The sequence below is a fragment of the Acinetobacter pullicarnis genome, assembly GCF_006352475.1.
In the GTDB taxonomy this organism is placed as follows: domain Bacteria; phylum Pseudomonadota; class Gammaproteobacteria; order Pseudomonadales; family Moraxellaceae; genus Acinetobacter; species Acinetobacter pullicarnis.
The window spans coordinates 3,771,972-3,794,243 of record NZ_VCMZ01000001.1 but is presented as its reverse complement, the minus strand read 5'-3'; the positions used below and the strand labels follow the sequence as shown (position 1 = coordinate 3,794,243).

Genomic DNA, 22,272 nt, shown 5'->3' with positions numbered 1-22,272 from the left:
TTAACTCTAATACAAGACATAGCCCATTCCTCTAATGTTTTGAATGAGTTTTCTACTGAAATCTTGATCAATTTTACTTCGTAAACGACGAATTGCAACTTCAACAACATTAGTATCACTATCGAAATTCATGTCCCAAATTAAAGAGGCAATAAGTGATTTTGGTAAAACTTCGCCTTGGCGACGCATAAATAATTCTAAGAGAGCGAACTCTTTTGCTGTTAAGTCAATTCGTTTCCCTGAGCGTATTACTCTGCGTTTCATTAAATCTAAATGTAAGTCAGCGATAACCAAAAAAGTAGCTTCTTCTTTTAGTGTTCCTCTTCTAAGTAAAGTTTTAATACGGGCAAGAAGTTCAGCAAAGGCAAAAGGTTTAATGAGATAATCATCTGCACCCAATTCTAAACCCTTAACACGGTCTTCTATTTGATCTCGTGCTGTTAAAAAGAGTATTGGTAATGTGGCATTAGACTTACGTAACTCAACGAGAATTTTCCAACCATCTAGTTTCGGAAGCATGACATCTAATATAATAAGCTCATAATTTTCTGTCATGGCATGATGTAATCCTGACACACCATCTTCAACCCAATCAGTCATGTAGCCAGCTTCTGTTAATCCTTTTTGCAAATATCCACCTGTTTTTTTTTCATCTTCCACAAGAAGAATACGCATAATCTTAATACCTCGATTTGACGAATTCTCATTTTACCTTCAAATGAAATGAAGATGAGATAAATGACAAAATTGTAATTTTTAAGACCGTAATATGTTGACTTTACCGATTTAGAATTTTATTTATTTGAGTCGATACTTAGTCATGCCTTCAATAAACTTTGCTTTAAGATATATTTTTGTATTAGCTACACTATTAATTTCAGTACCTTCATTTTCCCAAGATATTGTACAGGAAGAAAATATAAGCAAAAATGATACATCTTCTTTCAATGTGCAAAATAAAGAAAATATAGAGCATGCGATGACATTAAAACAATCTGAAGAACAGATGATGCAAGAAAATGTAAAATTGAGTGATGCTAAAATTGATTATTATCATAGATTTATTGTTGAAATGATGGACGAGTTCGAAAGACAGGCGTTTTAAATAATCTTTTTTTATTTAAATTGTTGAATTATTTATTGATTATTTTTAAGTTGGTTGGATTGGGTAGAAGGAAATTTACATTCCAAGCTCAATCTATTATGCTTCTATTACTCTCAAGAGTGTTTTTGATTTATGGCAACCAATAAGTTCACACAACTTATGCTCGTATTTGTCCTGTTTTTGTTTACGATAACAACGACGGGGATTTATACGTGGACGCCAGTAATAGCAAAAAATATAGATCATCATCACGAAGTTAGTATCTCTGTTGAATCAGAAGACTCAAGCCAGTGGTCTTTAGTTCATCATGAAGATGATCAAAAAGCTTCAGTAAATGATAATAAAAACCATAATTGGAAAAGTTATGATGAAGCTCCATTTCATCATTCAGTTAAACCGATACAAGCTGATGATCATGTATCTATAGATCCGATATTTATTCTCAGTTTTGCCTTCCCTTTAATCCTATTATTTCTAAGTTTATTTGAAAGACCAATTCGATCTTTTGAGCTCAGGAAAAAAGTTCTCTATCTTTGTAACTCTTATACTTTTACGAAAGATCTTATTGTTCTAAGAAATTGATTTAACTATACAAAAAATATTTTTCATTTTTTTGTATAGGTATAGTCATGTCTAAAAAATATCAGGTATTACTCACCTGCGGATTGATAGCATCAACATCACATTTGTTTGCAGAAACAAAATATGCAGAGCTACAACAACAGGTAATTTCAAATGATTTACTTTTAAAGAGTTTGCAACAATCGCAGCAAGCTTATGAAGTGAATCAGAAATTTGCAGGACGATTGAACAATCCAGCTTTTAATGTTGAATTGGATAATCTCGGCAACTCAAAACTCAAAGATCTTGATGGACCAACAACCTTACTTGGTCTTTCTCAAGATATCCCTTTGAACAATAAACTTGCTTTACGCAAGCAGTTGGCTGTGTTCAAAGGTAATAACAATCAGTTTGAAATCATCAAAAGACAGGCAGAGCTTAAAGCAGATTTGCGTGTATGTATGGCAAATTGGTATGTTGCTTCACAGCGTTCTGAAATTTTTGACGCTGAAAGTAAACTAAGTTCAAGGCAAGCAAATGTCTTAAATGAAAGGCTCAAATATGGCCGAGTCATTCAATCTGAAGTGAAATTGAGTTCAGCACTTTCCTCTGAGTCTAAATTACGTTATCAAAATGAGCAGAAAAGGATTAATTTTCAAAAAAATCTATGTTCAAAATTTGCTTCTGTTCTTCCAAATAAGGCTATTGAAATTCCTTTGTCCTTTAATTTTTCTGACAGGATTAGTTTAATTGAGCAGGAAGCAACGCTTAAAAAACAACTTACACAAACTCAACTTGAACTGGCAAAAAAGGAAGCACTGCCAGACATTACTGTAGGTGTTGGTGTCAGAAATTATCAGGAAACCAACGACAAAGTATTTTTAGTTTCCACATCAATTCCGCTTTCAATCTTTAATCGGAATCAAGGCAATATTGCATTGGCACAAGCTGAGCAGTCCAATGCTGAGACACGTTCAGAACTGATCAATCGTAATTCAAAAATTGAACTGGAAAATAAAAACATTGAAGTTTCAAGTTTAATTGATGCGATTAAACAGTATGACCAAGTGCTATTACCAGCAACTAAAGAAAGTTTGCGAATTGCTGAAATGGGCTATCAGGCAGGGAAAATTTCTCTATTGGAATTTAATAGTATTAAGCAAATTTGGTTAGACAAACATCTTGCCCGTTTCGATCTTTGGTTGGCTTTGCAAAATCAGATTGCAGAAGTTGAACGCAACTATGTCACGCATTTGGATCAGGAATAAGGGCTAAGAATATGAATAAACCAACTAATACTTTAATCGCTACAGGCATTATTGCTTTACTTGTTGTTCTCTGTGCTTTGGCTTGGTACAAAACAGGGAATAAATCATCATCTTCCTCTGAAAATGCAGAACAAGTTGAAGATAACGTTGCTGTTGCTGGTGATGAAAAAGGACCTCATGGTGGACGCTTATACCGTGATGGTGATTTTGCAGCTGAAGTTAAAATTTTTGAAGAAGGTGTTGAGCCACATCTACGTGTTTATGGATATTTCAAGGATAAGCCACTTAAACCAAGTGAAATAAATGCCAATATTTATATTAAGCGATTAGATGCAGAACAGACGATTACTTTTAAGCCAGAAAGTGATTATCTGATTGGTAACGAAGTACTGTACGAACCTCACTCATTTTTGATGGTCATCAATGTTGATTATCAAGGTAAAAAGCATAGTTGGAAATGGGACACCAAAGAAGGTCGAGTCACCATGCCTGATAGCAGTATCAAAAGTAGTGGTTTAGAGCTTCTTAAAGTTGAACCCATGATGTTTGAAAATGCACTTGAGTTAAAAGGAGAACTCAAATTTCCTGATAATTTTGAAAGCTTTATCACACCAAAAGCAAATGGTACTTTAATTAGAACTTATCGGACAATTGGAGATAAAGTTAGTCAAGGTGATTTATTGGCAACAGTTCAAAGCCAAGACCTAATCCGTTTAAATGCTGAGCGTTCTATTGCGATGGATAATTTGCAATTTACACGTAAAAAGGTGGAACAAGAGCGTGCATTATTCCAAAAGCGTGTTTCACCAGAAGTGGATTATATCAACGCTAAGCGTGAATTTGATGATGCTCAGACCCGTGCCAATGAATTAAATAATTTAATTAGCTCTTATGGTGGTTCAGGCAATGGAACGATTGAGGTTAGAGCAGCAATGTCTGGTACAGTTTTACAGGTATTGGGTGCTGTTGGTTCCAATGTCACCCCATCTTCACCACTATTTAAAATCGCCAATACTTCACAGTTACTTGCAGTTGTTAATGTACCAGCGGATAAGCTGAATGCGATTAATTTAAATGGCAAAGTTACGGTTAAATCGCAAGCTCAATCTGAAACTGGAGAGGCTTTAGGAAAGATCAAATATGTGAGTGATGTGATAGATCCTAAAACACGTACAGCACAAGTTTTTATTGAAATTGCGAACCAATTTAAATGGCGTTCAGGTCAGTTAATTACAGCGAATATCTTTGAAAATCAAAGTATGAAAGCTATGGTCGTTCGTGAGGATGCTTTACAGAATTTCCGTGATTGGGATGTGGTATTTATTCGTGTTGGTAATGATTTTGAAGCGCGACCTTTAGAGTTAGGTGACAAATATAATGGCTTTGTTGAAGTTAAATCAGGCTTACAAGCAGGCCAGATTTATGCAGCAGGTAATTCTTATTTATTGAAAGCAGAGCTAGGTAAATCTGGCGCTACTCATGACCATTAAGGAGTAGCGACTATGTTTGACCAAATTGTAAAGCTTTCGATTAAGAATCGTTGGTTAGTGCTGATTATTTTCTTATTTGTTGGTGCTTTTGGAGCGTATAACTACTTTAAACTACCAATTGATGCTGTTCCTGACATCACCAATGTACAGGTTCAAATTAACAGTGAAGCACAGGGCTTATCTCCTATGGAGATGGAGTCACAAGTGACCTATCCAATTGAAACAGCTTTAGCAGGTATTCCTAATCTTGAATATACACGCTCAGTGTCAAGATACGGTTTATCTCAGGTTACTGCAATTTTCAAAGAAGGAACGGACATTTATTTTGCTCGTCAAATTGTAAATGAGAAGCTTCAAGGTGTTACGCCTACGCTACCAAGTGGCATATCGACTTCAATGGGACCTGTATCTACGGGTCTTGGAGAAATCTTTATGTATACCGTTGAAAATGCAAAAAACAATCCTAATCCATTGTCTCCAACAGAACTTCGAACCTTACAGGACTGGGTCATTAAGCCACAGCTTCGTAATGTAGAAGGTGTCAATGAAATTAATACGATTGGAGGCTATTTAAAGCAATTTGTTGTTCAGCCTGATTATGCTTATTTGCGTAGTATTGGATTAGATCAGAAAGATATTCTAAATGCTATTTCAAAAAACAGTATGAATAAAGGCTCTGGCTATATTGAGAAAAATGGTGAGCAGTATTTGATTCGCTCAGACTCTCAGATCAGTTCAATTGAGCAAATTCAAAATATTCCGATTACAACCAGCAGTGGCTATATTCTCAGACTGAAAGATGTTGCCAAAATCTCTATTGGTCATGAACTTCGTACAGGTGCTGCTACCAAAGACGGTAAGGAAATCGTATTAGGTACGGCATTCATGCTGATTGGTGAAAACTCACGAAATGTTGCACACGCAGTTGATCAGAAACTTCAACAGGTACAGAAGTCTTTACCTGAAGGTGTGGAAGCAAAAGCAGTCTATAACCGTACTACATTGGTTGATGCAACTATTCAGACGGTGAAGAAGAATTTACTTGAAGGTGCAATACTGGTCATTGTTGTACTTTTCCTGTTCCTTGGTCATTTTCGTGCTGCGCTCATTACAGCAATGGTTATTCCATTGTCGATGTTAATGACGATTACAGGCATGGTAAATCAGCGAATCAGTGCCAACCTGATGAGTCTGGGTGCTCTCGACTTCGGTATTATTGTTGATGGCGCTGTAGTTATTGTGGAAGCATCACTTGCTAAACTGGCAATCAAGCAAAAAGAGTTTGGTCGGATTCTAACCCGACAGGAACGCTTTACTACCGTATTTGAGGCAACCAAAGAATCCCGTAAAGCCATTCTCTATGGTCAATTAATCATTATTCTGGTGTATCTGCCTGTAATGACACTGACGGGGGTTGAAGGGAAAATGTTTACACCAATGGCAGCGACTGTCGTTATGGCTTTGGTTGCTGCGATGATTCTTTCTATTACCTTCGTCCCTGCGATGGTTGCATTAGTGACTACAGGTGAAGTTAAGGAAGAAGAATCTAAAATTGTACATTTTATCAAAAAAATCTACAGCCCCGTTTTGGACTGGTCTTTGAGTCATCGCTATAAGCTGATTGCTTTTGTCGCAGTTTTCTTCGTATTCAGTGCAAGTCTTTCTACACGTTTGGGTTCAGAATTTATCCCTTCATTAGATGAAGGTGATGTTGCATTACATGCACTTCGAATTCCTGGAACTTCATTGACTCAGGCAATTGAAATGCAATACACACTTGAAAAAGAGATTGTAAAAATCCCTGAAGTTCAGACGATGTTTGCCAAAGTTGGTACAGCAGAAATCGCAACTGACCCTGTACCACCAAACGTGGCAGATAACTTTGTCATGCTTAAACCACGTAGCCAATGGCCGAATCCTGATAAGGAAAAATCTGCTGTTGTTGCAGAAATTGAACGTGTAGCTAAAGGCGTTTATGGCAATAACTATGAATTTACTCAGCCAATTCAAATGCGATTTAACGAGCTGATTTCAGGTGTCCGTACAGATGTTGCCGTGAAGATCTATGGTGATGATTTAGAACAGTTGCTTAAATCTGCCAATGAAGCATCCAAAATTCTTGAAAGTATTAATGGAACTGCGGATTTAAAGGTGGAACAAATTTCAGGTCTACCGATGGTCTCAGTAGAACTAAAGAAAGACATGATCGCCAATTATGGTCTGGACGCAGAGGATGTTCAGGAACAGGTTTCAAGTTTGATTACAGGTCAAACTGCGGGCAAAGTTTTTGAAGGTGATCGTAAGTTTGACATAGTGGTACGGATGGATCAGAACTCAGTAACGAATCTTGAAAAGCTTTATCAAGTTCCTGTAAATCTGCCAAATGGCTCCAGTGTTTTACTCTCTGAATTGATTGAATTGAAAAATGTTCAGGGGCCGAATCAGATTTCCCGTGAAAATGGCAAGCGAAGAATTGTGATTACAGCCAATGTCCGTGGTACAGATATTGGTAGTTATATTGCTGAAGCACAATCAAAACTCAATGCTGACTTTAAATTACCCGATGGCTATTGGTTAACATGGGGCGGTACTTTCGAGCAAATGGAATCTGCTGCCAATCGTTTAATGGTTGTTGTTCCTATCGCTTTAATACTTATTTTTGCCATGATTTATATGGCATTAGGAAATATCAGAAACAGCGTTCTGGTCTTCACAGGTGTTCCGTTTGCATTAACTGGTGGTGTGATTGCTTTAGCTTTACGTGATATTCCATTTTCAATCTCTGCTGCGGTTGGATTTATTGCTCTGTCTGGCGTTGCTGTCCTGAATGGTCTTGTGCTTGTTTCAGCAATTCAACGGTTAAGGGAACAAGGTGAAGGATTACTTGAAGCTGTTAAACATGGTGCAATGGAACGACTCAGACCTGTATTAATTACAGCTTTGGTCGCATCGCTAGGCTTTATTCCAATGGCACTGAATGTCGGAATTGGTTCTGAAGTTCAACGACCTATTGCGACAGTGGTCATTGGTGGGATTATCTCCTCAACCTTACTGACCTTGATTATTCTTCCGACACTTTACGTCTGGTTTAACCAGCGTCAGAGAAAACAGATCAATCCTGTGTCTTCTACTCAGATTGAAAGTCAGGGTTGAAAAAATAATATGTTCAGTATAGTGCAACTGAAAAAAATGAACATCTTAATGCTTTGTTTTATGAGTATTTTGAGTGTTGCACTATGCCTGCATTTTAACGAACACGCATCAGCAGTAAATCAAACTGAGCAGCACATTGTTATTGATGCTGCCCATACGCATCATCATGAAGTCAGTCAGTCCCATACACATCAGGAAAACCTGTATGAGCATGTCGTTGGCTATGTGTCTTTAAAATATCAGGCTTTAGCATTCTTCAGTTTGTTTAGATTTTTCCTTGATCGAATCAATCTATACGCATTGTTAATGGCAAGCAGAATATTCAAACCTCCAAAAAAACAGGCAATTCCCCGCTGTTTATTTAATTTTGGAGTTTGATATATATGCAATTTATAGGTTCACAATATGTGAAATTTAAAGCGTACTTACTGCTATTACTGGCATTAGGTATGACTTTAATCAGTCCTGCACTTTTTGCACATGGCGTTGCTGAAGGTGACAAGGGCTATATACAGGAAATTTATGGTGTTCACGTTATCCCCTTTATTTATTTAGGGGCTAAACACATGATCACAGGTTATGACCATCTGCTGTTTCTGGTCGGTATCATTTTCTTTCTGTATCGCCTAAAAGATATTGGATTGTATGTCAGTCTGTTTGCAATTGGACATTCAGTCACGATGTTGATTGGAGTGTATTACAACATTTCCATGAATGCGTACATCATTGACGCAATTATTGGTTTTTCAATCGTTTATAAAGCTCTTGATAATCTTGGTGCATTCCAGCGCTGGTTTGGAGTGCAACCGAATACAAAAGTGGCAACTTTGATATTTGGCTTAATACATGGTTTTGGTCTGGCAGTAAAAATCCAAGAATATGAGGTTCCCAAAGATGGGCTTCTGGCAAATTTGATTTCATTCAATATTGGTGTGGAGCTTGGTCAGTTTATGGCGTTATGCATCATCTTATTGTTGATGACATATTGGAGAAAAACTTCATTTTTCTTCAAAACTGCATATCAGAGCAATGTCTTTCTAATGTTCCTTGGCTTTTTACTTGTTGGCTTTCAACTGACAGGTTTCATCATCAATCAATAAGGGCTTAAACCATGTATAACGAAAAAATTCCACAAGATGTTGAATTACCATCAACAAAGAAACTTGTTCAATCGACCATCATCGCAGCGGTAAGTGCTGTCGTGGTTCTGGTTACAGTTGTTATGCCAGCTGAATATGCCATAGATCCAACAGGTATTGGAAAAGCTATTGGATTGGTGGAAATGGGCGAAATCAAGAAGTCTTTGGCTGAGGAATCGGAACAAGGATTAGGCGAAAATACGGGTGGTTTTGCTGAAGATTTTGATCTTTCCAATGAGGATGAAAGTGTATCAAAAGCAACTCAAAGCCTTAGTCAGAACAATGAAAGTACAGCAGTTGTAAATAATGAACCCACTAACATGATGCCTGGTATTACAAAAGAATCCATTTCAATTGAGTTAAAGCCTGGACAATCCACTGAGGTGAAACTGGCAATGCCTAAAGATGCCAGTGTGAATTTTGAATGGAGAAGTTCGGCTGGTGGTCTGAATTATGACACGCATGGAGATAAGGTTGGAGCACCTAAAGATTTTTATCATGGCTATGGTAAAGGTCGTAATGAAACTGAGCAATCAGGAACTTTAAAGGCAGCATTTGATGGTAAGCATGGATGGTTCTGGCGGAACCGTAACAAAGAAACGGTCACAGTAACGCTGAATGTCGAAGGGCAGTTCAGTGAAATGAAACGAGTATTTTAAGCCATATCAAGCTTCTTAAGGGGGCATTACCCCTTAAGAAGCTTAAATATCATTATTAAAGTTATTGAGAGTCCTAAAATGTCAAATATATTCAAAGTTACATCATATAAAAAAGCTGTATTTGTACCTGTTATTGCACTGTTAGCTTTAGGTGCAACAGTTACTGCTGAAGCCGAGACAAATACATCTGCTGCGCAACCTGCTAAAGCATCTGTCGTGAAAAAAACAGTTTCTATCAGCTTAAAGCCAGGTCAGGCAACTGAAATAAAGCTTAAAATGAACAAAGGAGCAGCTGTCAAATATGAATGGAAAGCTACCCAAGGTTTAATTTTTGATACGCATGGTGATCCCGTGAATGCTCCAAAAGATTTTTATCATGGCTATGGTAAAGGTCGAAATGAAACTCAGCAATCAGGTACTTTAACGGCAGCATTTGATGGTAAACACGGATGGTTCTGGCGAAACCGTAACAAAGAATCTGTCACTGTGACTTTAACTGTTGAAGGACAATTCAGTGAAATGAAGCGGGTTTTTTAAGTTTTAATCAATCTCCCTGGATTAACCTCTAGGGAGATTTGGATTGGCATAAATGTTAGGTTCTGAATAAGGAGTTCCTAAAATGCTTGAAGTTTTAAAAAATACAACATATAGGCATTTGTTCTTAGCCCAAGTGATTGCACTTATTGGTACAGGACTGATTACGATTGCATTGGCTTTACAGGCGTACGATATTGCTAGAGATCAAGCAGCCCAGGTTTTGGGCATTGCCTTAGCCATTAAGATGATTGCCTATATTGGCGTTGCACCAATTGCATCTGCTTTTGCAGAACGTTTACCACGTAAAAAAGTACTAGTTACCCTGGATATTATTCGGGCTTGTACAGCATTGTGTCTACCTTTCGTGACACAAATTTGGCAAATTTATGTGCTTATATTTATTTTGCAATCAGCTTCAGCGGCATTTACGCCAACTTTTCAAGCGATGATTCCTGATGTACTGCCAGATGAAAAAGAATATACCAATGCTTTGTCATTATCTCGCTTAGCTTATGATTTAGAAAATATTATTAGCCCAATGCTGGCTGCATTTTTACTGACCTACATCAGTTATCACAATTTATTCTTGGGGACAGTTTTAGGATTTATAGGTTCGGCACTATTTGTCGTGAGTGCCAAACTCCCAATGGCTAAAGCTCCTGAATTTAAAGGTGTGTATTATCGTATAAAACAAGGGGCAAAGATTTATTTTAATACACCCCGTCTTAAAGCATTACTGGCTTTAAACCTAGCAATTGCTTCTGCGAGTGCAGTGGTTATTGTGAATACAGTGGTATTAGTACAGTACACATTTAAATTAACAGAGCATTCTACAACAATAGCTTTTGGTTTGTTTGGCTTGGGTTCAATGCTTTCAGCCTTCATATTGCCCAAAATTTTAGATCAATTTGCAGACCGAAAAGTCATGTTGTCAGGTACGGCTGTTTTGGTGGTTGGCTTATTTATGGGCTATTTCATTGGCAGCTTTAATAACTTATTGGTACTATGGTTTATTTTGGGAATTGGTTATTCAGTATCTCAAACACCTACTGGGCGTTTAATTCGCAAATCCGCATCAAGCGAGAATAGAACCTCATTATTTGCTGCACAATTTGCTTTTTCACATGCTTGTTGGTTAATCACTTATCCATTGGTAGGCTGGTTGAGTACTAACTTTGGAACTTTGTTCACATTTGTGCCTATGGCAGTAATTGCTTTAGTAGCAATGGCTTTTGCTTATGCCATTTGGCCGAAACAAGATGATTCAGTATTGGCACATTCACATGATGATTTACCTGCTGATCATGAGCATTTGGTCAATCATCACCATAATGGCAAACATGCACATGAATATGTGATTGATGAATATCATCAGGATTGGCCGAAATAACAAGTATTCTTGAGTAAAGATGGCTGCTCAAATTTAACCTGACAATACTTGGAGTGATTTCATCCTATCTTCATAGTTATCAATTTTTCAATGATTTATTTGAAAAATATGAGCCAAAGTTAAGTTTGGCTCATATTTAAGTTCTAGTTTATATTGCAAGAATCATTTTAATAATTAATAAGTTAAATTATTTGTTTAATGCCTTAAAAAGATTCTTGAATTTATTCTTCCATTCATCGGGAGTTGCCCATGAATGTTTGAGCGAAATAATCTGTTTAGTAAAATGTTCACAATGGGCAGTCCATTTTTTAATCCCTTTTGCACTTTCAAGTTCTATACATATTTTCTTTATCTGTTCCCCTGTTAATCTGTAAGGAGTAATGATAAGGAAAGCACAGAAAGCTTCATGGTTTTTATTTTTATGTATATCAATTAAATAGCAGTGATCAACTCTATCTCTGAGTTCTAGTTTTAGAAATAATAGTTGTCTTCCCAGCTTCTCATCAATCCAAGAGGGGTGATTGGGATCAGGAACAAGTTCCTTGATTTGCAACAGGTTGAAGCCTTCTATTCCATCACCAAACTCATTAATAGCATAGACTTTTTGCAATGGAGAATCATTCTCTAACGCCAATGCTTGAAGTGATTCAATAATATACTGAATATCAAAACGTTCATCTCTTGTAGGTGGTTTATCTGTAGTTTCTGACTTTTTGATATTTGATTTTTCATTTCCATGCGGTTCATCAGATGATGTCTCAACATCTTCTGATTTATCTGTATAGGGTTGAATATAGGAATCAACTTCCACTGGATCGGTAGTAGGTTCATTAAATGAATATTTCAAGATACCATTAGTGTTTCCTGATTCTACATCAGACCTTTTACGATATTCACCATTTACTCTTGATGGCGGTTTTTGGGTATTGATATGTTCGTTCTTATTTTTGCTCTTTTCCCGAGGAATTGGATTCTTTTCATTGTCTTTGGGAACAGTGTTAATGTGGTCTTGATTTACATCAATGGTATGGTCATCAATTGGATCAACTCTTTTGAATCGAGTGATAAAGAACCGTGTTTTATTATCATCTAGCCAAAGCCCTTCTACCTCAACTGATAGTCTGGTTGGATGGGGAGGAAATGCGATTGGGTATCTTGTACCATTTTTACCATACTGAAGAGGATCAAAATCAGTAATTTCCATGCTGTGTTGAAGTCGCTCAACTATATTTTGAACATGTTCATTTAAAGCAAGATTTGCAAGGAAGATGATGGCGATTTCACCTAAGTCTTCATACGGTTTTCTAATCCTAATTCTGTATTCAGTTTGATCTTCTACAGTTTCAGTTGTATAGGATTCAAGATAACGATTAATAATATTTTGAATTGATGAGGATAATACCATTCCTCTAATATCTTTACGGTTCACAAATAAACTATGTAGAATATGAACTGCGGAAGTAATTACCTGAATATTATTATTAGATACCATTAAGCAGTGATTAACTTGTCGATAAGTTTCAGAGGAATAATGAGTAAAAGGGTATCCTTGAAGAATAAAGTCATTCCCTTTAGGTAACATAAGATGCTTTAAAGGCATGTAATATTCGTCAGTATTTGGCACTTTATATGTGGGTTTGATATTTTTGGGTTTATGGCTTGTAAAATCAAATGTAAAATTTTTGGTAATTAACTTTCCATAAAATTTATAAACATTATCTTGTAAAATATTACCTTCCCAAATACTACCAATTTGAACAGTATCAATTTCTAGAAAAGGTACGAGAAATGTTGAGCATCTTTGTACGTTTATCCACTTATCATTATCTTGAAGTTCAATTAATAGAACTTCTATAAGAGGATTGGTTGAGTCACTGCTTTCATTTCTAAGAAATCCACCATATCTATAGACAGTTCTGCGAATGCCATCATTTGGGAAACAATCAATAGTTGTGACTTTAACATTTTTATTTGAAGACATATTTCTTAGTGGATTTAATGAAATTCATATATAAATAGTATAGTTTTTACTCTCACTCTAGTTTATTTGTGTAAACTCTGATTTATTTGTGGAACTGACAGCCACCCCCAACCAAGGCAATCGCCGATGCCGTATGGTGTGGTGCTCGAAAGGGCCGTTGCCCAAATGCATGTTGGGTATTGCTAATTGAATAAATGCTTGCAACCTCAAGATGTTCTTGTGCAGTTAAGGGCGGCAGTATACTGGGAAGCCGCGAGGCCAACAGGGTTTTTCCTGTACCAGGAGGGCCTCTAAACAAAATGGAGTGTCCGCCTGCAGCTGCAATTTCTAAGGCGCGACGTGGGCGCAATTGTCCTTTTACATCGGCTAAATCAAGTTTGTATTGATCATCTTGATTGAATTGGGTACGTGGTGTGACATCAATGCATTGTGATTTTAAGAAGTGCTCACAGACCTGTTTTAAATGTTGAGCAGCATAGATCTCAATGTTAGCGAGTTGCGCGGCTTCTGCTGCATTTTGATGCGAAAGCATCAGCTTATGTTTGGCCGTCTGGCAGGCCATCGCGATGCTGAGGGTACCAGTGACGGGTCTTAACTGCCCATCTAATGCAAGTTCTCCAATGAATTCATAATCATCGGTGATATTTTCAGGAATCTGTCCTGAGGCAATTAAAATACCCAGCGCAATTGGAAGATCTAAACGTGAACCATCTTTGGGCAAATCGGCAGGTGCAAGATTAATGGTCAGGCGTTTTGACGGAAACTGAAAACCACTATTGATGATCGCAGAACGAACACGATCCTTACTTTCGCGGACGGCAGCTTCTGCCAAACCAACAATGGTGAGAGAGGGGAGGCCTTGACTGACGTGGACCTCAACCTCAATCAAAGAAGCATGCAGCCCCAAGAGACCACGCGTATAGATCTTGGCAAAAGACATTTATTATTTTCCATTTTGATTTGTTTTCTGATTTGTCTTTTCGGTATTTTTGTCTATTGATGCACTTATAGCGTGCAAAAATAATTACGACTGCTGTGTCAATGTGTTTTCAAGTGCGGCCAATTGTGCTTGAAGTTGGCTTAAACGCAGATTGGCATTGTCTAAGGCAACTTTTTGTCTTTGCATTTCTTCTTGGGAGACGAGGTCCATTTTGCTGACCGCTTCATTGAGTAATGCACGTAGATTGTGCTCTAAGTCTTTTTGAGGTTGCTCAACTTGCTCTAGAATGGCGTGTATTAGGGTTTCAATCATCGTAGATCCGTTCCAGTGTCATCAGATTTGAGAAGTGTAGCATCGCATTTCGCTAGACCCTAGTGTTAACTGACCAAGATAGAATGATCCGATTGCAAAATAAATAAATTCCTGTCCGTTCAACGGTATTTTTTTCCAGCTTAGACTATAAGTGGGAGGGTAAAATAGGTTATAAAAGGCAACACATACTGGAACTGCTTAACACCCCCAACCGTTAAGAAAGTTTTGGCATGAAATTTGAACATAAAACCTTACTGGTGAGAAAAGCCGAAGGAATACAACATGAAACTTGTTACTGCAATTGTTAAACCATTTAAATTAGATGACGTCCGTGAAGCACTTTCTGAAATTGGTGTTCAAGGGATTACTGTGACTGAGGTTAAAGGTTTTGGTCGTCAAAAAGGCCATACTGAACTGTATCGTGGTGCAGAGTATGTCGTTGATTTCTTACCTAAAGTTAAAATTGAAATCGCTATTAGTGACGATCTGGTTGATTCAGTCATTGAATCAATTACACGTGTGGCGAGCACAGGGAAAATTGGAGATGGCAAGATTTTTGTCACCAACCTTGAGCAAGTGATTCGTATCCGTACCGGTGAAACAGGTCCAGATGCTGTGTAATTTGGCATAAGTTTTGCTCGTTATGCGCATTAAGGCATAACTGAAAAAAATTAGGTTGGGGAAATACACATGAGAAAAATGCTGCTCGCGTTTGGTTTATCTAGCGTTATTTTAGGAAGTTCAGCCGCTTGGGCTGAAGATAAGATCGTCGAACCCGCTACAATAACAAATCCCGCTCCTGCAGAGACCGTAGATTCAGAGAAGGCGCAAGCACCTCAAGTGAATGCCAATGCTGAAACAGTACCGTCCGCGCAAATCGCAACAGTGGCTACGCCAGAAGCCATTACAACATCGCCTGCTCCGGTTGAGGCTGTCAAAGAAGTGACCTTAAATAGTGGTGATACGGCTTGGGTATTGGTTTCTACCGCCTTGGTTTTATTGATGACTATTCCGGGGCTTGCCTTATTTTATGGCGGCATGGTGCGTAAAAAAAATGTACTGAGCACCATGACACATAGCTTGGTTGCTGCAGGCATCGTCAGTATTGTTTGGGTGGTATTAGGCTACTCTCTAGCCTTTAGTTCAACAGGCAATGCCTTTATTGGTGGACTCGACAAAGTCATGCTCAATGGAATTGGGCTTGATGGACTGAGTGGCACTATTCCAGAAATTTTATTTGTTATTTTTCAAATGACCTTTGCCATTATTACCGTTGCGATCATCAGCGGCTCCATTGCTGAGCGTATGAAATTTAGTGCATTTGTGGTCTTTATCAGCCTATGGGTCGTCATTGTTTATGCGCCAATTGCCCATTGGGTCTGGGGCGGTGGTTGGTTAATGAGTGATGGTGCGCTTGATTTTGCTGGTGGCACGGTCGTTCACATCAACTCAGGTGTCGCAGGTTTGGTTGCTGCTTATATGCTGGGCAAGCGTATGGGGCTTGGCAAAGAGTCCATGGCACCGCACAATTTAACCTTGACTGTTTTAGGCGCAAGTTTAGTCTGGGTCGGTTGGTTTGGTTTTAATGGTGGATCTGCGCTCGGTGCAAATGGTGCAGCGGCTTATGCATTGGTCACAACACAAGTCGCAGCGGCAGTGGCAAGTATTGCTTGGCTGATTGCTGAAAAAATTGTCCGTGGTAAAGCCTCAGTACTTGGCGGTGCTTCTGGTGCAATTGCTGGTCTGGTGGTGATTACGCCAGCAGCTGGATATGTCACTGTAAGCGGTGCTTTGGTGATGGGTGTACTCGGAGGTCTGGTCTGTTTCTGGGGAACAACCGTATTAAAACGCTTCCTTAAGGTCGATGACTCTTTGGATGCATTTGGTCTACATGCGGTGGGTGGTATTTTAGGTGCGATTTTAACTGCGGTATTTGCCAGTGAATTCATTATGGGCGACAAAGTCCCAGCCAATGTATTACATCAATTGTGGGTACAACTCGAAGGTGTACTTGCGACCATTGCTTATTCTGCAATAACGACTTTCATCCTATTAAAAATAATTGATCTTACCATTGGTCTTCGTGTCAGTGCTGATGATGAACGAATTGGACTCGATCTTAGTCAACATGGTGAGCGTATTGAGTAATTCCAAGATGCTGATCAAATCAAACACGATTAAGATGTCGATAACGGATCAGCAATAATTCTCTCAATGTACTATATATGGTATAAAACAGCTCAAAAGAGCTGTTTTTTTGCTATATATTGCGTTAAAGCTAAACATGATTCTGTTTTTTTGCTAAACTACGCGCCTTATTCTATAGATTCTGTCTCGCTGATATGCATTGTCCATTTTGTAATGTTGCTGATAGTAAAGTGATCGATTCACGGCTGGCCGCTGCAGGCAGTCAGATTCGTCGACGTCGTGAATGTTTAAGCTGTGGTGAGCGCTTTACCACGTTTGAAAGCTATGAAATGGTCATGCCGCGTGTCATAAAATCGAATGGTAAAAACGAACCTTTTGATGAAGAAAAATTACGTCGTTCATTACGACATGCGTTACAGAAACGACCGATCACGCAAGAACAAATTGAGAGTGTTCTGAGCGATATCCAATTACAAATTAGACGATTGGGTGAGCGTGATGTGAAATCACGCTTGATTGGTGAGATCGTTATGAAATCGTTGTTTGCCATGGATCATGTGGCTTATGTTCGATTTGCCTCCGTTTATCAAGATTTTCAAGATGTTGAAGCATTTCGACGTCAAATTGAACAAATGCCACCCCGTGATTAAGTTGCAGTAAATCATCAGCTCGTATTGTATGAACACAAATGTTAGTCACAAGAACGCGTTATCAGTGCTTGTCATCAGAGGAAACTATGTCTGAGTTACGTCAAGACCCCGAAAGCCAAACCCCTCAACAACAGCAGCATGATCAAGATCAAAAGTGGATGCAAGTCGCGATTGACTTAGCGCGACGTGGACAATATTCAACTAAACCCAATCCCAATGTGGGTTGTGTCATCGTAAAAGATGATGTGCTGCTGGGTGAAGGATTTCATCCGCAAGCAGGACAACCGCATGCAGAAGTATTTGCATTACGTCAAGCAGCAGCACAAGCCAAAGGGGCAACCGCCTATGTGACCTTGGAACCCTGCGCACATTTTGGGCGTACACCGCCATGTGCTTTGGGCTTGGTGGATGCAGGCGTTGCACGTGTTGTGGTTGCATGTCGTGATCCCAACCCACTGGTGGCGGGTAAAGGCATTCAGATTTTAGGTGAGGCCGGTATTCAGGTTGAGCAAGGTCTGTATGAACAACAAGCTGAACAATTAAATTTAGGTTTTCTAAAGGCAATGGCCACAGGCCAGCCTTATGTCCGCCTTAAGATTGCGTCTAGCTTAGATGGCCGCACAGCGATGGCATCAGGAGAATCAAAATGGATTACTGGTGCAACGGCTCGACTTGATGTGCAACATTGGCGGGCGATTTCTGCGGCTGTGATTACTGGTATTGATACGATACTCACCGATGATTGTTTGTTGAATGTACGTGAACTCGCGCAAGGTGAACTCGCCAATGTTGTACAACCCAAAAGAATTATTTTAGATCGGCAAGGGCGTTTACCCTTGAGCGCAAAAATCTTACAACAGCCTGAAACCATTATGGTGATGGGGCCTTTTCGCCAAGATCTGGCCGATTTAGGTGTGATACAATTGGCCGTTTGTTCATTGGCTGCATTGCTCGAAGATTTATGTCAAAGATTCCAGTTTTATGACATATTGGTCGAGGCGGGAGCCACGCTCTCCACTGCTTTTTTGCAACAAAAGTTGGTCGATGAAATGATTAGTTATGTTGCACCAACTTTTTTAGGTCAATCTGCACGCGCGATGTTTGCTGCAGACTTCAATCAAATGGCAGAACAATTTCGTTTTAAGCTTGAGGATGTCACCCAATTGGGTGATGACCTGCGTTTACGCCTAATCCCTTCGCAAGAGTCAGTATGAGTTCAGAGTCTCAGGTTTATCATAAGCGTCGTCACGCTGCACGGACGACAGATGAATATCTTTTTCATCAGTTGGTGCCCTATTTAGGCAATAAGCGTCGGCTATTGCATCTGATTTTAGAAGCATTGGAGCATACCGGAACCTTGGCGACCACAGCTAAGCGTGCGCCAATCTTTGCCGATTTTTTTGCGGGAAGTGGTGTGGTATCACGCTTGGCACGACAACATGGCTATCGTGTGATTGCCAATGATTGGGAACCTTATAGCCATGCCTTAAACCATGCGATTTTGGCATCGACCACTGCACCCGCCTTTAAGGAACTTGGCGGTTATCAAAAAGCCATCGATTATTTAAATCGCTTACCTGAAGTTAAAGGCTGGGTCACCCATAACTTGTGCCCACGCAATGATGATGTTTATGATCCAAGTCGTGACCGATTGTTCTTTAAACGTCGTAACGGTATGCGTATTGATGCGATTCGCCAGCAAATTGCGACGTGGCAAGCACAAGGGGCAATTGATGATGTCGAGATGAGTGCATTATTGGCTCCGTTGTTGTATTCCGCCAGTTTTGTCAGTAATACCAGTGGTGTATTTAAAAGCTTTCATCAGGGATGGGGCGGTAAAACCCAAACGGCATTGGAACGCATTGAATCACAATTGCTGCTTACGCCAAGTCTTTTTTGTGATGTAGCAGATCCAAAACAAAAACAACCGATGGCAGAAATGTGGTGTGTAGATGCACAGCATTTGGCCAATCAAATGAGTGGTTTTGAAGTCGATGTCGCCTATTTAGACCCGCCTTATAATCAACACGCATATAGCAGTAATTATCACGTACTTAATTCGTTGACTCTGTGGGATCAAGCAGACTTACCAACACCAGATACCAAAGGTTTTAAAAGCGGGATTGATCGTGCATGGCGCAAAGAGCGTCCGAGTTCATATAACTCATCCAAGCATGCGCAGGAAGCCTATGAGACCTTACTTTCAACGATTAATGCGCGTTATATCTTGACCAGCTATTCGACTGATGGAAATATTGAAGCTAAAGATATTCTGAAAGCCAATTTACAGCGCGGCAAAGTCACCTTGGTCACCCAAGATGTGCCCCGTTATCGTGTCAGTAAACAACGGCAGTCTGAGCGCGCACGTGTATTGGAGTTTATTGTGATTACCGATACACATGCCAAAGCTGGACCGCCATTAAGACAGTTATTGGGCCAGCTCTATCATTTTGCTGAATTGGGTGGGGTGGATACCTCAGGTGTGAGTACCCAATTGGCGTTGTGGTAAAACAACATACAATTCGAGATTGAGTATATGTTCACAGGTATTATTGAAAGCACGGGTCAAGTGGAAAGTCTACAAAGTATTGGCGGAGATCTACGTATCCGAGTACAGACCGCACTTGATTTGTCTGATGTCCATTTAGGCGATTCAATTGCAACCAATGGTATTTGCTTAACGGTCGTGGATTGGGGCAGCAATTGGTATGCTGCGGATGTCTCGAAAGAAAGTTTAAACCGGTCGACTTTGGCCAGTTGGCGTGTTGGGCAGACCGTTAACGTTGAGAAAGCCATGCTGCCAACTACCCGCTTTGGTGGGCATATTGTAAGTGGTCATGTCGATACCGTTGGTGAAATTACTTTGCTGCGCCAGGATGCGCGTTCAGTGTATTTTGAAGTGACCGCCCCTGCACATGTTGCCAAGTATTTGGCTGAAAAAGGTTCAGTCACAATTGATGGAATTAGTCTAACAATTAACTATTTAAGTGGTAGTATACTCAGTCTTAATGTCATTCCGCACACTGCTGAACGGACCAATATTGTCACATGGAAAGTGGGCACTAAAGTCAACATTGAGGTCGATGTATTGGCACGTTATATTGAACGTTTATTGCTCGGTGATCGTGCTGCTGAGCCAGAAGTCAAATCAGGACTAAGTATGGAATTTTTAGCTGAAAATGGCTTCTTAAAGTAAAAAAACGTAGAATAGAAACAGCCTCACCTAAAATGAGGCTGTTTTTATTATGGCTTGAGACTAGAAAGCGATGAAACAATTTGAAATAAGGTTGTGGCAATGATGGACTTTTTGCTGCACATTGAACAAATGTTACCGACTCTTCTCGAAAATTATGGGCTATGGATTTATGCCATTTTATTTTTGATTATTTTCGCTGAAACTGGTTCCGTATTTATGTTTTTTTTGCCAGGTGACAGTTTACTGATTGCCGTCGGCGCTTTATGTTCAACTGCTGATAATGTGCATTTACACTATATGGGCATTTTACTGATTATTGCATCTACGCTTGGCTATATTGTGAATTATCAGACAGGCAAGGCCTTAGGCATTAAATATTTTAATAATCGCTCCAAGTGGTTTAAACCCGAATATATAGAAAAGACTTATTGTTATTTTGCAAAACATGGTGGAAAAACCATTTTAGTTGCGCGTTTTATTCCTTTTGTACGTTCTTTTGCACCGTTTGCTGCAGGATCAAGCCACATGAAATATAGCAGTTTTATGCTGTATAACATCGTGGGTGGCTGGATTTGGATTAGCCTACTGTTGGGCGTGGGATTTGGTCTTGGTAATTTAATTGCTGTTGTGTTTAAAGCATTTTAAGATCCGCCATATTTTATGGCAGAAACAGAGCGTCGTAGAGCAGGTGGCATAGTTCTGGTCTAGACTTTTGCTGTACAAAATAAAAAAGCCCAATAGATTAGGCTTTTAGGCGAGATACGATGTCTGTTAGTGCTTGGTAATAGTCAAGCTAGTACGTTCAAACCAGCTGCTGAGCGGATTTGGGCTGTCGACAGAAAAAAGTCCTTTTTCTGACTCGCGGTGAAGGAAAACGGAAATTGATTGAAAATCTGAACGACTTAATAGCAGGTCTTGAACAGAGATAGTCCATCTTTCACCAGAATCAAGGGTCGAAATCCGGTTTGAGATTTGATTCAAAGCAGTCATTTTAAGTTCCTGATTATTAATTTTTAACTTGATCCATCGACGTCATCTGATGCAACAATCAAGTCAGCAACTATAATGTGACATTTTGATTTCAGTTTCGTGACAATCGCAAGTCTACATAAAAATAAGTTATTCATTTTTAGGTAAGCTTTCAATTTTTGTCATGATGAACTGGATTTCTTCTTGCATCGCTGTGAGCAGTTTCTCTTTAAAGGCTTGTGCACTTTGTTCGATTAAACTTTCTGCTTCTAATTCGAGTCTGAGTCGAATGTTTTCAAATTCAGTTGATGTGCTTTGCGTCATAGTGGTCGTGACAGTGGCGATTGGATTCGGCTGATAACGGGCACTATAAGCAATTGATTCTTGGTCAATAGTTTGGCGTAATGCATGCAGTGCAAGGGTTTGGTTTTCGAATTGCTGCCGTTCATCTTGCTGAAGTTGTTCCGCATAGGCATGTTGGGCTGCGCGCTTTTCTAGCAATGCTTGCTCTAAAGCAAGTTGCTTACGTAATCGTGCGGCTTCAATCAGTTCTGTTTTGAGATCTGCATAGGCTTGCTCAACACTGAGTTGTGCAACTTGCATGGCACGTTGATCATGATTGAGCCATTGTTGAATGTCAGTGGCTGGTTTGAGTAAATCACAAATACGGCCTAAGTCATCCAATAACGTTTCGCGCACAGCTTCAGGTGCATTGAGCCAACGCTTTTTAAAATCTTGACCGACATTTAATGTCACAATGCATCTCCCGTAAAT

The 22,272-nt window shown here is 39.3% G+C and carries 21 protein-coding genes and 2 pseudogenes; 17 read left to right on the top strand and 6 right to left on the bottom strand.

Translation table 11 applies throughout. The annotated features are described in order from the left end of the window. Positions 1 to 6 precede the first annotated feature (6 nt). Positions 7 to 675 (bottom strand): heavy metal response regulator transcription factor, encoded by a 669-nt coding sequence (locus FD716_RS17055; protein WP_139853419.1) that lies wholly within the window; start codon positions 673 to 675, stop codon positions 7 to 9. 145 nt (positions 676 to 820) lie between these two features. On the opposite strand from FD716_RS17055, the gene FD716_RS17050 reads away from it, so the two are divergent. The 10 genes and pseudogenes from FD716_RS17050 (at position 821) to FD716_RS17005 (ending at position 11,302) form a co-directional block, all read left to right on the top strand. Continuing rightward, complete coding sequence (locus FD716_RS17050; RefSeq protein ID WP_139853418.1) at positions 821 to 1,105, top strand: hypothetical protein; 285 nt, start codon at positions 821 to 823, stop codon at positions 1,103 to 1,105. Positions 1,106 to 1,237: 132 nt separating this feature from the next. Beyond that, the gene (locus tag FD716_RS17045) at positions 1,238 to 1,687 is read left to right on the top strand and encodes a hypothetical protein (RefSeq protein WP_139853417.1); all 450 of its coding nucleotides are present in this window, start codon (positions 1,238 to 1,240) and stop codon (positions 1,685 to 1,687) included. 47 nt (positions 1,688 to 1,734) lie between these two features. After that, positions 1,735 to 2,934 carry a TolC family protein gene (locus FD716_RS17040; protein WP_139853416.1) on the top strand — a complete coding sequence of 400 codons (1,200 nt, stop codon included), beginning with the start codon at positions 1,735 to 1,737 and terminating at the stop codon, positions 2,932 to 2,934. 11 nt (positions 2,935 to 2,945) lie between these two features. Then, a complete protein-coding gene (locus FD716_RS17035; protein ID WP_139853415.1) occupies positions 2,946 to 4,424 on the top strand; it encodes an efflux RND transporter periplasmic adaptor subunit in 1,479 nt (492 codons plus the stop codon). 12 nt (positions 4,425 to 4,436) lie between these two features. Continuing rightward, positions 4,437 to 7,577: an efflux RND transporter permease subunit gene (locus FD716_RS17030; RefSeq protein ID WP_139853414.1), complete on the top strand. Its 3,141-nt coding sequence runs from the start codon at positions 4,437 to 4,439 to the stop codon at positions 7,575 to 7,577. Positions 7,578 to 7,586: 9 nt separating this feature from the next. Then, a complete protein-coding gene (locus FD716_RS17025; RefSeq protein WP_139853413.1) occupies positions 7,587 to 7,955 on the top strand; it encodes a hypothetical protein in 369 nt (122 codons plus the stop codon). A gap of 5 nt (positions 7,956 to 7,960) precedes the next feature. Beyond that, on the top strand, positions 7,961 to 8,677 hold the full coding sequence (locus FD716_RS17020; RefSeq protein WP_139853412.1) for a HupE/UreJ family protein: 717 nt from the start codon (positions 7,961 to 7,963) through the stop codon (positions 8,675 to 8,677). An 11-nt stretch (positions 8,678 to 8,688) separates the two neighbouring features. After that, positions 8,689 to 9,375, top strand: coding sequence for a transmembrane anchor protein (locus tag FD716_RS17015; RefSeq protein ID WP_139853411.1), 687 nt, complete (start codon positions 8,689 to 8,691; stop codon positions 9,373 to 9,375). Between the two features lie 156 nt (positions 9,376 to 9,531). Then, positions 9,532 to 9,912: pseudogene (locus FD716_RS17010) on the top strand (transmembrane anchor protein); the annotation flags it as partial. Between the two features lie 82 nt (positions 9,913 to 9,994). Next, a complete protein-coding gene (locus FD716_RS17005) occupies positions 9,995 to 11,302 on the top strand; it encodes an MFS transporter (RefSeq protein ID WP_139853410.1) in 1,308 nt (435 codons plus the stop codon). A gap of 187 nt (positions 11,303 to 11,489) precedes the next feature. Here FD716_RS17005 and FD716_RS17000 read toward each other — a convergent pair whose 3' ends face one another. The 3 genes and pseudogenes from FD716_RS17000 to FD716_RS16990 all read right to left on the bottom strand — a co-directional run bounded on the left by FD716_RS17000 (position 11,490) and on the right by FD716_RS16990 (position 14,535). Then, positions 11,490 to 13,283, bottom strand: coding sequence for a hypothetical protein (locus tag FD716_RS17000; RefSeq protein WP_139853409.1), 1,794 nt, complete (start codon positions 13,281 to 13,283; stop codon positions 11,490 to 11,492). 100 nt (positions 13,284 to 13,383) lie between these two features. Continuing rightward, positions 13,384 to 14,223 (bottom strand): annotated as a pseudogene (locus tag FD716_RS16995) (YifB family Mg chelatase-like AAA ATPase); the annotation flags it as partial. An 84-nt stretch (positions 14,224 to 14,307) separates the two neighbouring features. Continuing rightward, complete coding sequence (locus FD716_RS16990; RefSeq protein ID WP_139853407.1) at positions 14,308 to 14,535, bottom strand: accessory factor UbiK family protein; 228 nt, start codon at positions 14,533 to 14,535, stop codon at positions 14,308 to 14,310. A gap of 282 nt (positions 14,536 to 14,817) precedes the next feature. On the opposite strand from FD716_RS16990, the gene glnK reads away from it, so the two are divergent. The 7 genes from glnK to FD716_RS16955 all read left to right on the top strand — a co-directional run bounded on the left by glnK (position 14,818) and on the right by FD716_RS16955 (position 21,174). Further along, positions 14,818 to 15,156, top strand: coding sequence for a P-II family nitrogen regulator (gene glnK, locus FD716_RS16985; RefSeq protein ID WP_139853406.1), 339 nt, complete (start codon positions 14,818 to 14,820; stop codon positions 15,154 to 15,156). Positions 15,157 to 15,225: 69 nt separating this feature from the next. Continuing rightward, on the top strand, positions 15,226 to 16,683 hold the full coding sequence (locus FD716_RS16980; protein WP_139853405.1) for an ammonium transporter: 1,458 nt from the start codon (positions 15,226 to 15,228) through the stop codon (positions 16,681 to 16,683). 194 nt (positions 16,684 to 16,877) lie between these two features. Further along, positions 16,878 to 17,333: a transcriptional regulator NrdR gene (nrdR, locus tag FD716_RS16975; protein WP_139853404.1), complete on the top strand. Its 456-nt coding sequence runs from the start codon at positions 16,878 to 16,880 to the stop codon at positions 17,331 to 17,333. Between the two features lie 86 nt (positions 17,334 to 17,419). Then, positions 17,420 to 18,547: a bifunctional diaminohydroxyphosphoribosylaminopyrimidine deaminase/5-amino-6-(5-phosphoribosylamino)uracil reductase RibD gene (ribD, locus tag FD716_RS16970; RefSeq protein WP_139853403.1), complete on the top strand. Its 1,128-nt coding sequence runs from the start codon at positions 17,420 to 17,422 to the stop codon at positions 18,545 to 18,547. Beyond that, on the top strand, positions 18,544 to 19,842 hold the full coding sequence (locus FD716_RS16965) for a DNA adenine methylase (RefSeq protein WP_139853402.1): 1,299 nt from the start codon (positions 18,544 to 18,546) through the stop codon (positions 19,840 to 19,842). The genes ribD and FD716_RS16965 overlap by 4 nt, the downstream gene beginning before the upstream one ends. 27 nt (positions 19,843 to 19,869) lie before the next feature. After that, positions 19,870 to 20,529 (top strand): riboflavin synthase, encoded by a 660-nt coding sequence (locus tag FD716_RS16960; protein ID WP_139853401.1) that lies wholly within the window; start codon positions 19,870 to 19,872, stop codon positions 20,527 to 20,529. A gap of 99 nt (positions 20,530 to 20,628) precedes the next feature. Further along, positions 20,629 to 21,174 (top strand): VTT domain-containing protein, encoded by a 546-nt coding sequence (locus tag FD716_RS16955; protein WP_139853400.1) that lies wholly within the window; start codon positions 20,629 to 20,631, stop codon positions 21,172 to 21,174. Between the two features lie 126 nt (positions 21,175 to 21,300). Here FD716_RS16955 and FD716_RS16950 read toward each other — a convergent pair whose 3' ends face one another. Both FD716_RS16950 and blhA read right to left on the bottom strand, forming a co-directional pair. Beyond that, positions 21,301 to 21,519: a hypothetical protein gene (locus FD716_RS16950; RefSeq protein ID WP_139853399.1), complete on the bottom strand. Its 219-nt coding sequence runs from the start codon at positions 21,517 to 21,519 to the stop codon at positions 21,301 to 21,303. 129 nt (positions 21,520 to 21,648) lie between these two features. Then, positions 21,649 to 22,257 carry a cell division protein BlhA gene (gene blhA / locus FD716_RS16945; protein ID WP_171477117.1) on the bottom strand — a complete coding sequence of 203 codons (609 nt, stop codon included), beginning with the start codon at positions 22,255 to 22,257 and terminating at the stop codon, positions 21,649 to 21,651. Positions 22,258 to 22,272 lie beyond the last annotated feature (15 nt).

What these genes read in the sequence shown, in the direction of transcription:
- FD716_RS17055 (WP_139853419.1), bottom strand. Translation starts at nt 675, where the DNA reads ATGCGTATTCTTCTTGTGGAAGATGAAAAAAAAACAGGTGGATATTTG.
- FD716_RS17050 (WP_139853418.1), top strand. Translation starts at nt 821, where the DNA reads ATGCCTTCAATAAACTTTGCTTTAAGATATATTTTTGTATTAGCTACA.
- FD716_RS17045 (WP_139853417.1), top strand. Translation starts at nt 1,238, where the DNA reads ATGGCAACCAATAAGTTCACACAACTTATGCTCGTATTTGTCCTGTTT.
- FD716_RS17040 (WP_139853416.1), top strand. Translation starts at nt 1,735, where the DNA reads ATGTCTAAAAAATATCAGGTATTACTCACCTGCGGATTGATAGCATCA.
- FD716_RS17035 (WP_139853415.1), top strand. Translation starts at nt 2,946, where the DNA reads ATGAATAAACCAACTAATACTTTAATCGCTACAGGCATTATTGCTTTA.
- FD716_RS17030 (WP_139853414.1), top strand. Translation starts at nt 4,437, where the DNA reads ATGTTTGACCAAATTGTAAAGCTTTCGATTAAGAATCGTTGGTTAGTG.
- FD716_RS17025 (WP_139853413.1), top strand. Translation starts at nt 7,587, where the DNA reads ATGTTCAGTATAGTGCAACTGAAAAAAATGAACATCTTAATGCTTTGT.
- FD716_RS17020 (WP_139853412.1), top strand. Translation starts at nt 7,961, where the DNA reads ATGCAATTTATAGGTTCACAATATGTGAAATTTAAAGCGTACTTACTG.
- FD716_RS17015 (WP_139853411.1), top strand. Translation starts at nt 8,689, where the DNA reads ATGTATAACGAAAAAATTCCACAAGATGTTGAATTACCATCAACAAAG.
- FD716_RS17005 (WP_139853410.1), top strand. Translation starts at nt 9,995, where the DNA reads ATGCTTGAAGTTTTAAAAAATACAACATATAGGCATTTGTTCTTAGCC.
- FD716_RS17000 (WP_139853409.1), bottom strand. Translation starts at nt 13,283, where the DNA reads ATGTCTTCAAATAAAAATGTTAAAGTCACAACTATTGATTGTTTCCCA.
- FD716_RS16990 (WP_139853407.1), bottom strand. Translation starts at nt 14,535, where the DNA reads ATGATTGAAACCCTAATACACGCCATTCTAGAGCAAGTTGAGCAACCT.
- glnK (WP_139853406.1), top strand. Translation starts at nt 14,818, where the DNA reads ATGAAACTTGTTACTGCAATTGTTAAACCATTTAAATTAGATGACGTC.
- FD716_RS16980 (WP_139853405.1), top strand. Translation starts at nt 15,226, where the DNA reads ATGAGAAAAATGCTGCTCGCGTTTGGTTTATCTAGCGTTATTTTAGGA.
- nrdR (WP_139853404.1), top strand. Translation starts at nt 16,878, where the DNA reads ATGCATTGTCCATTTTGTAATGTTGCTGATAGTAAAGTGATCGATTCA.
- ribD (WP_139853403.1), top strand. Translation starts at nt 17,420, where the DNA reads ATGTCTGAGTTACGTCAAGACCCCGAAAGCCAAACCCCTCAACAACAG.
- FD716_RS16965 (WP_139853402.1), top strand. Translation starts at nt 18,544, where the DNA reads ATGAGTTCAGAGTCTCAGGTTTATCATAAGCGTCGTCACGCTGCACGG.
- FD716_RS16960 (WP_139853401.1), top strand. Translation starts at nt 19,870, where the DNA reads ATGTTCACAGGTATTATTGAAAGCACGGGTCAAGTGGAAAGTCTACAA.
- FD716_RS16955 (WP_139853400.1), top strand. Translation starts at nt 20,629, where the DNA reads ATGATGGACTTTTTGCTGCACATTGAACAAATGTTACCGACTCTTCTC.
- FD716_RS16950 (WP_139853399.1), bottom strand. Translation starts at nt 21,519, where the DNA reads ATGACTGCTTTGAATCAAATCTCAAACCGGATTTCGACCCTTGATTCT.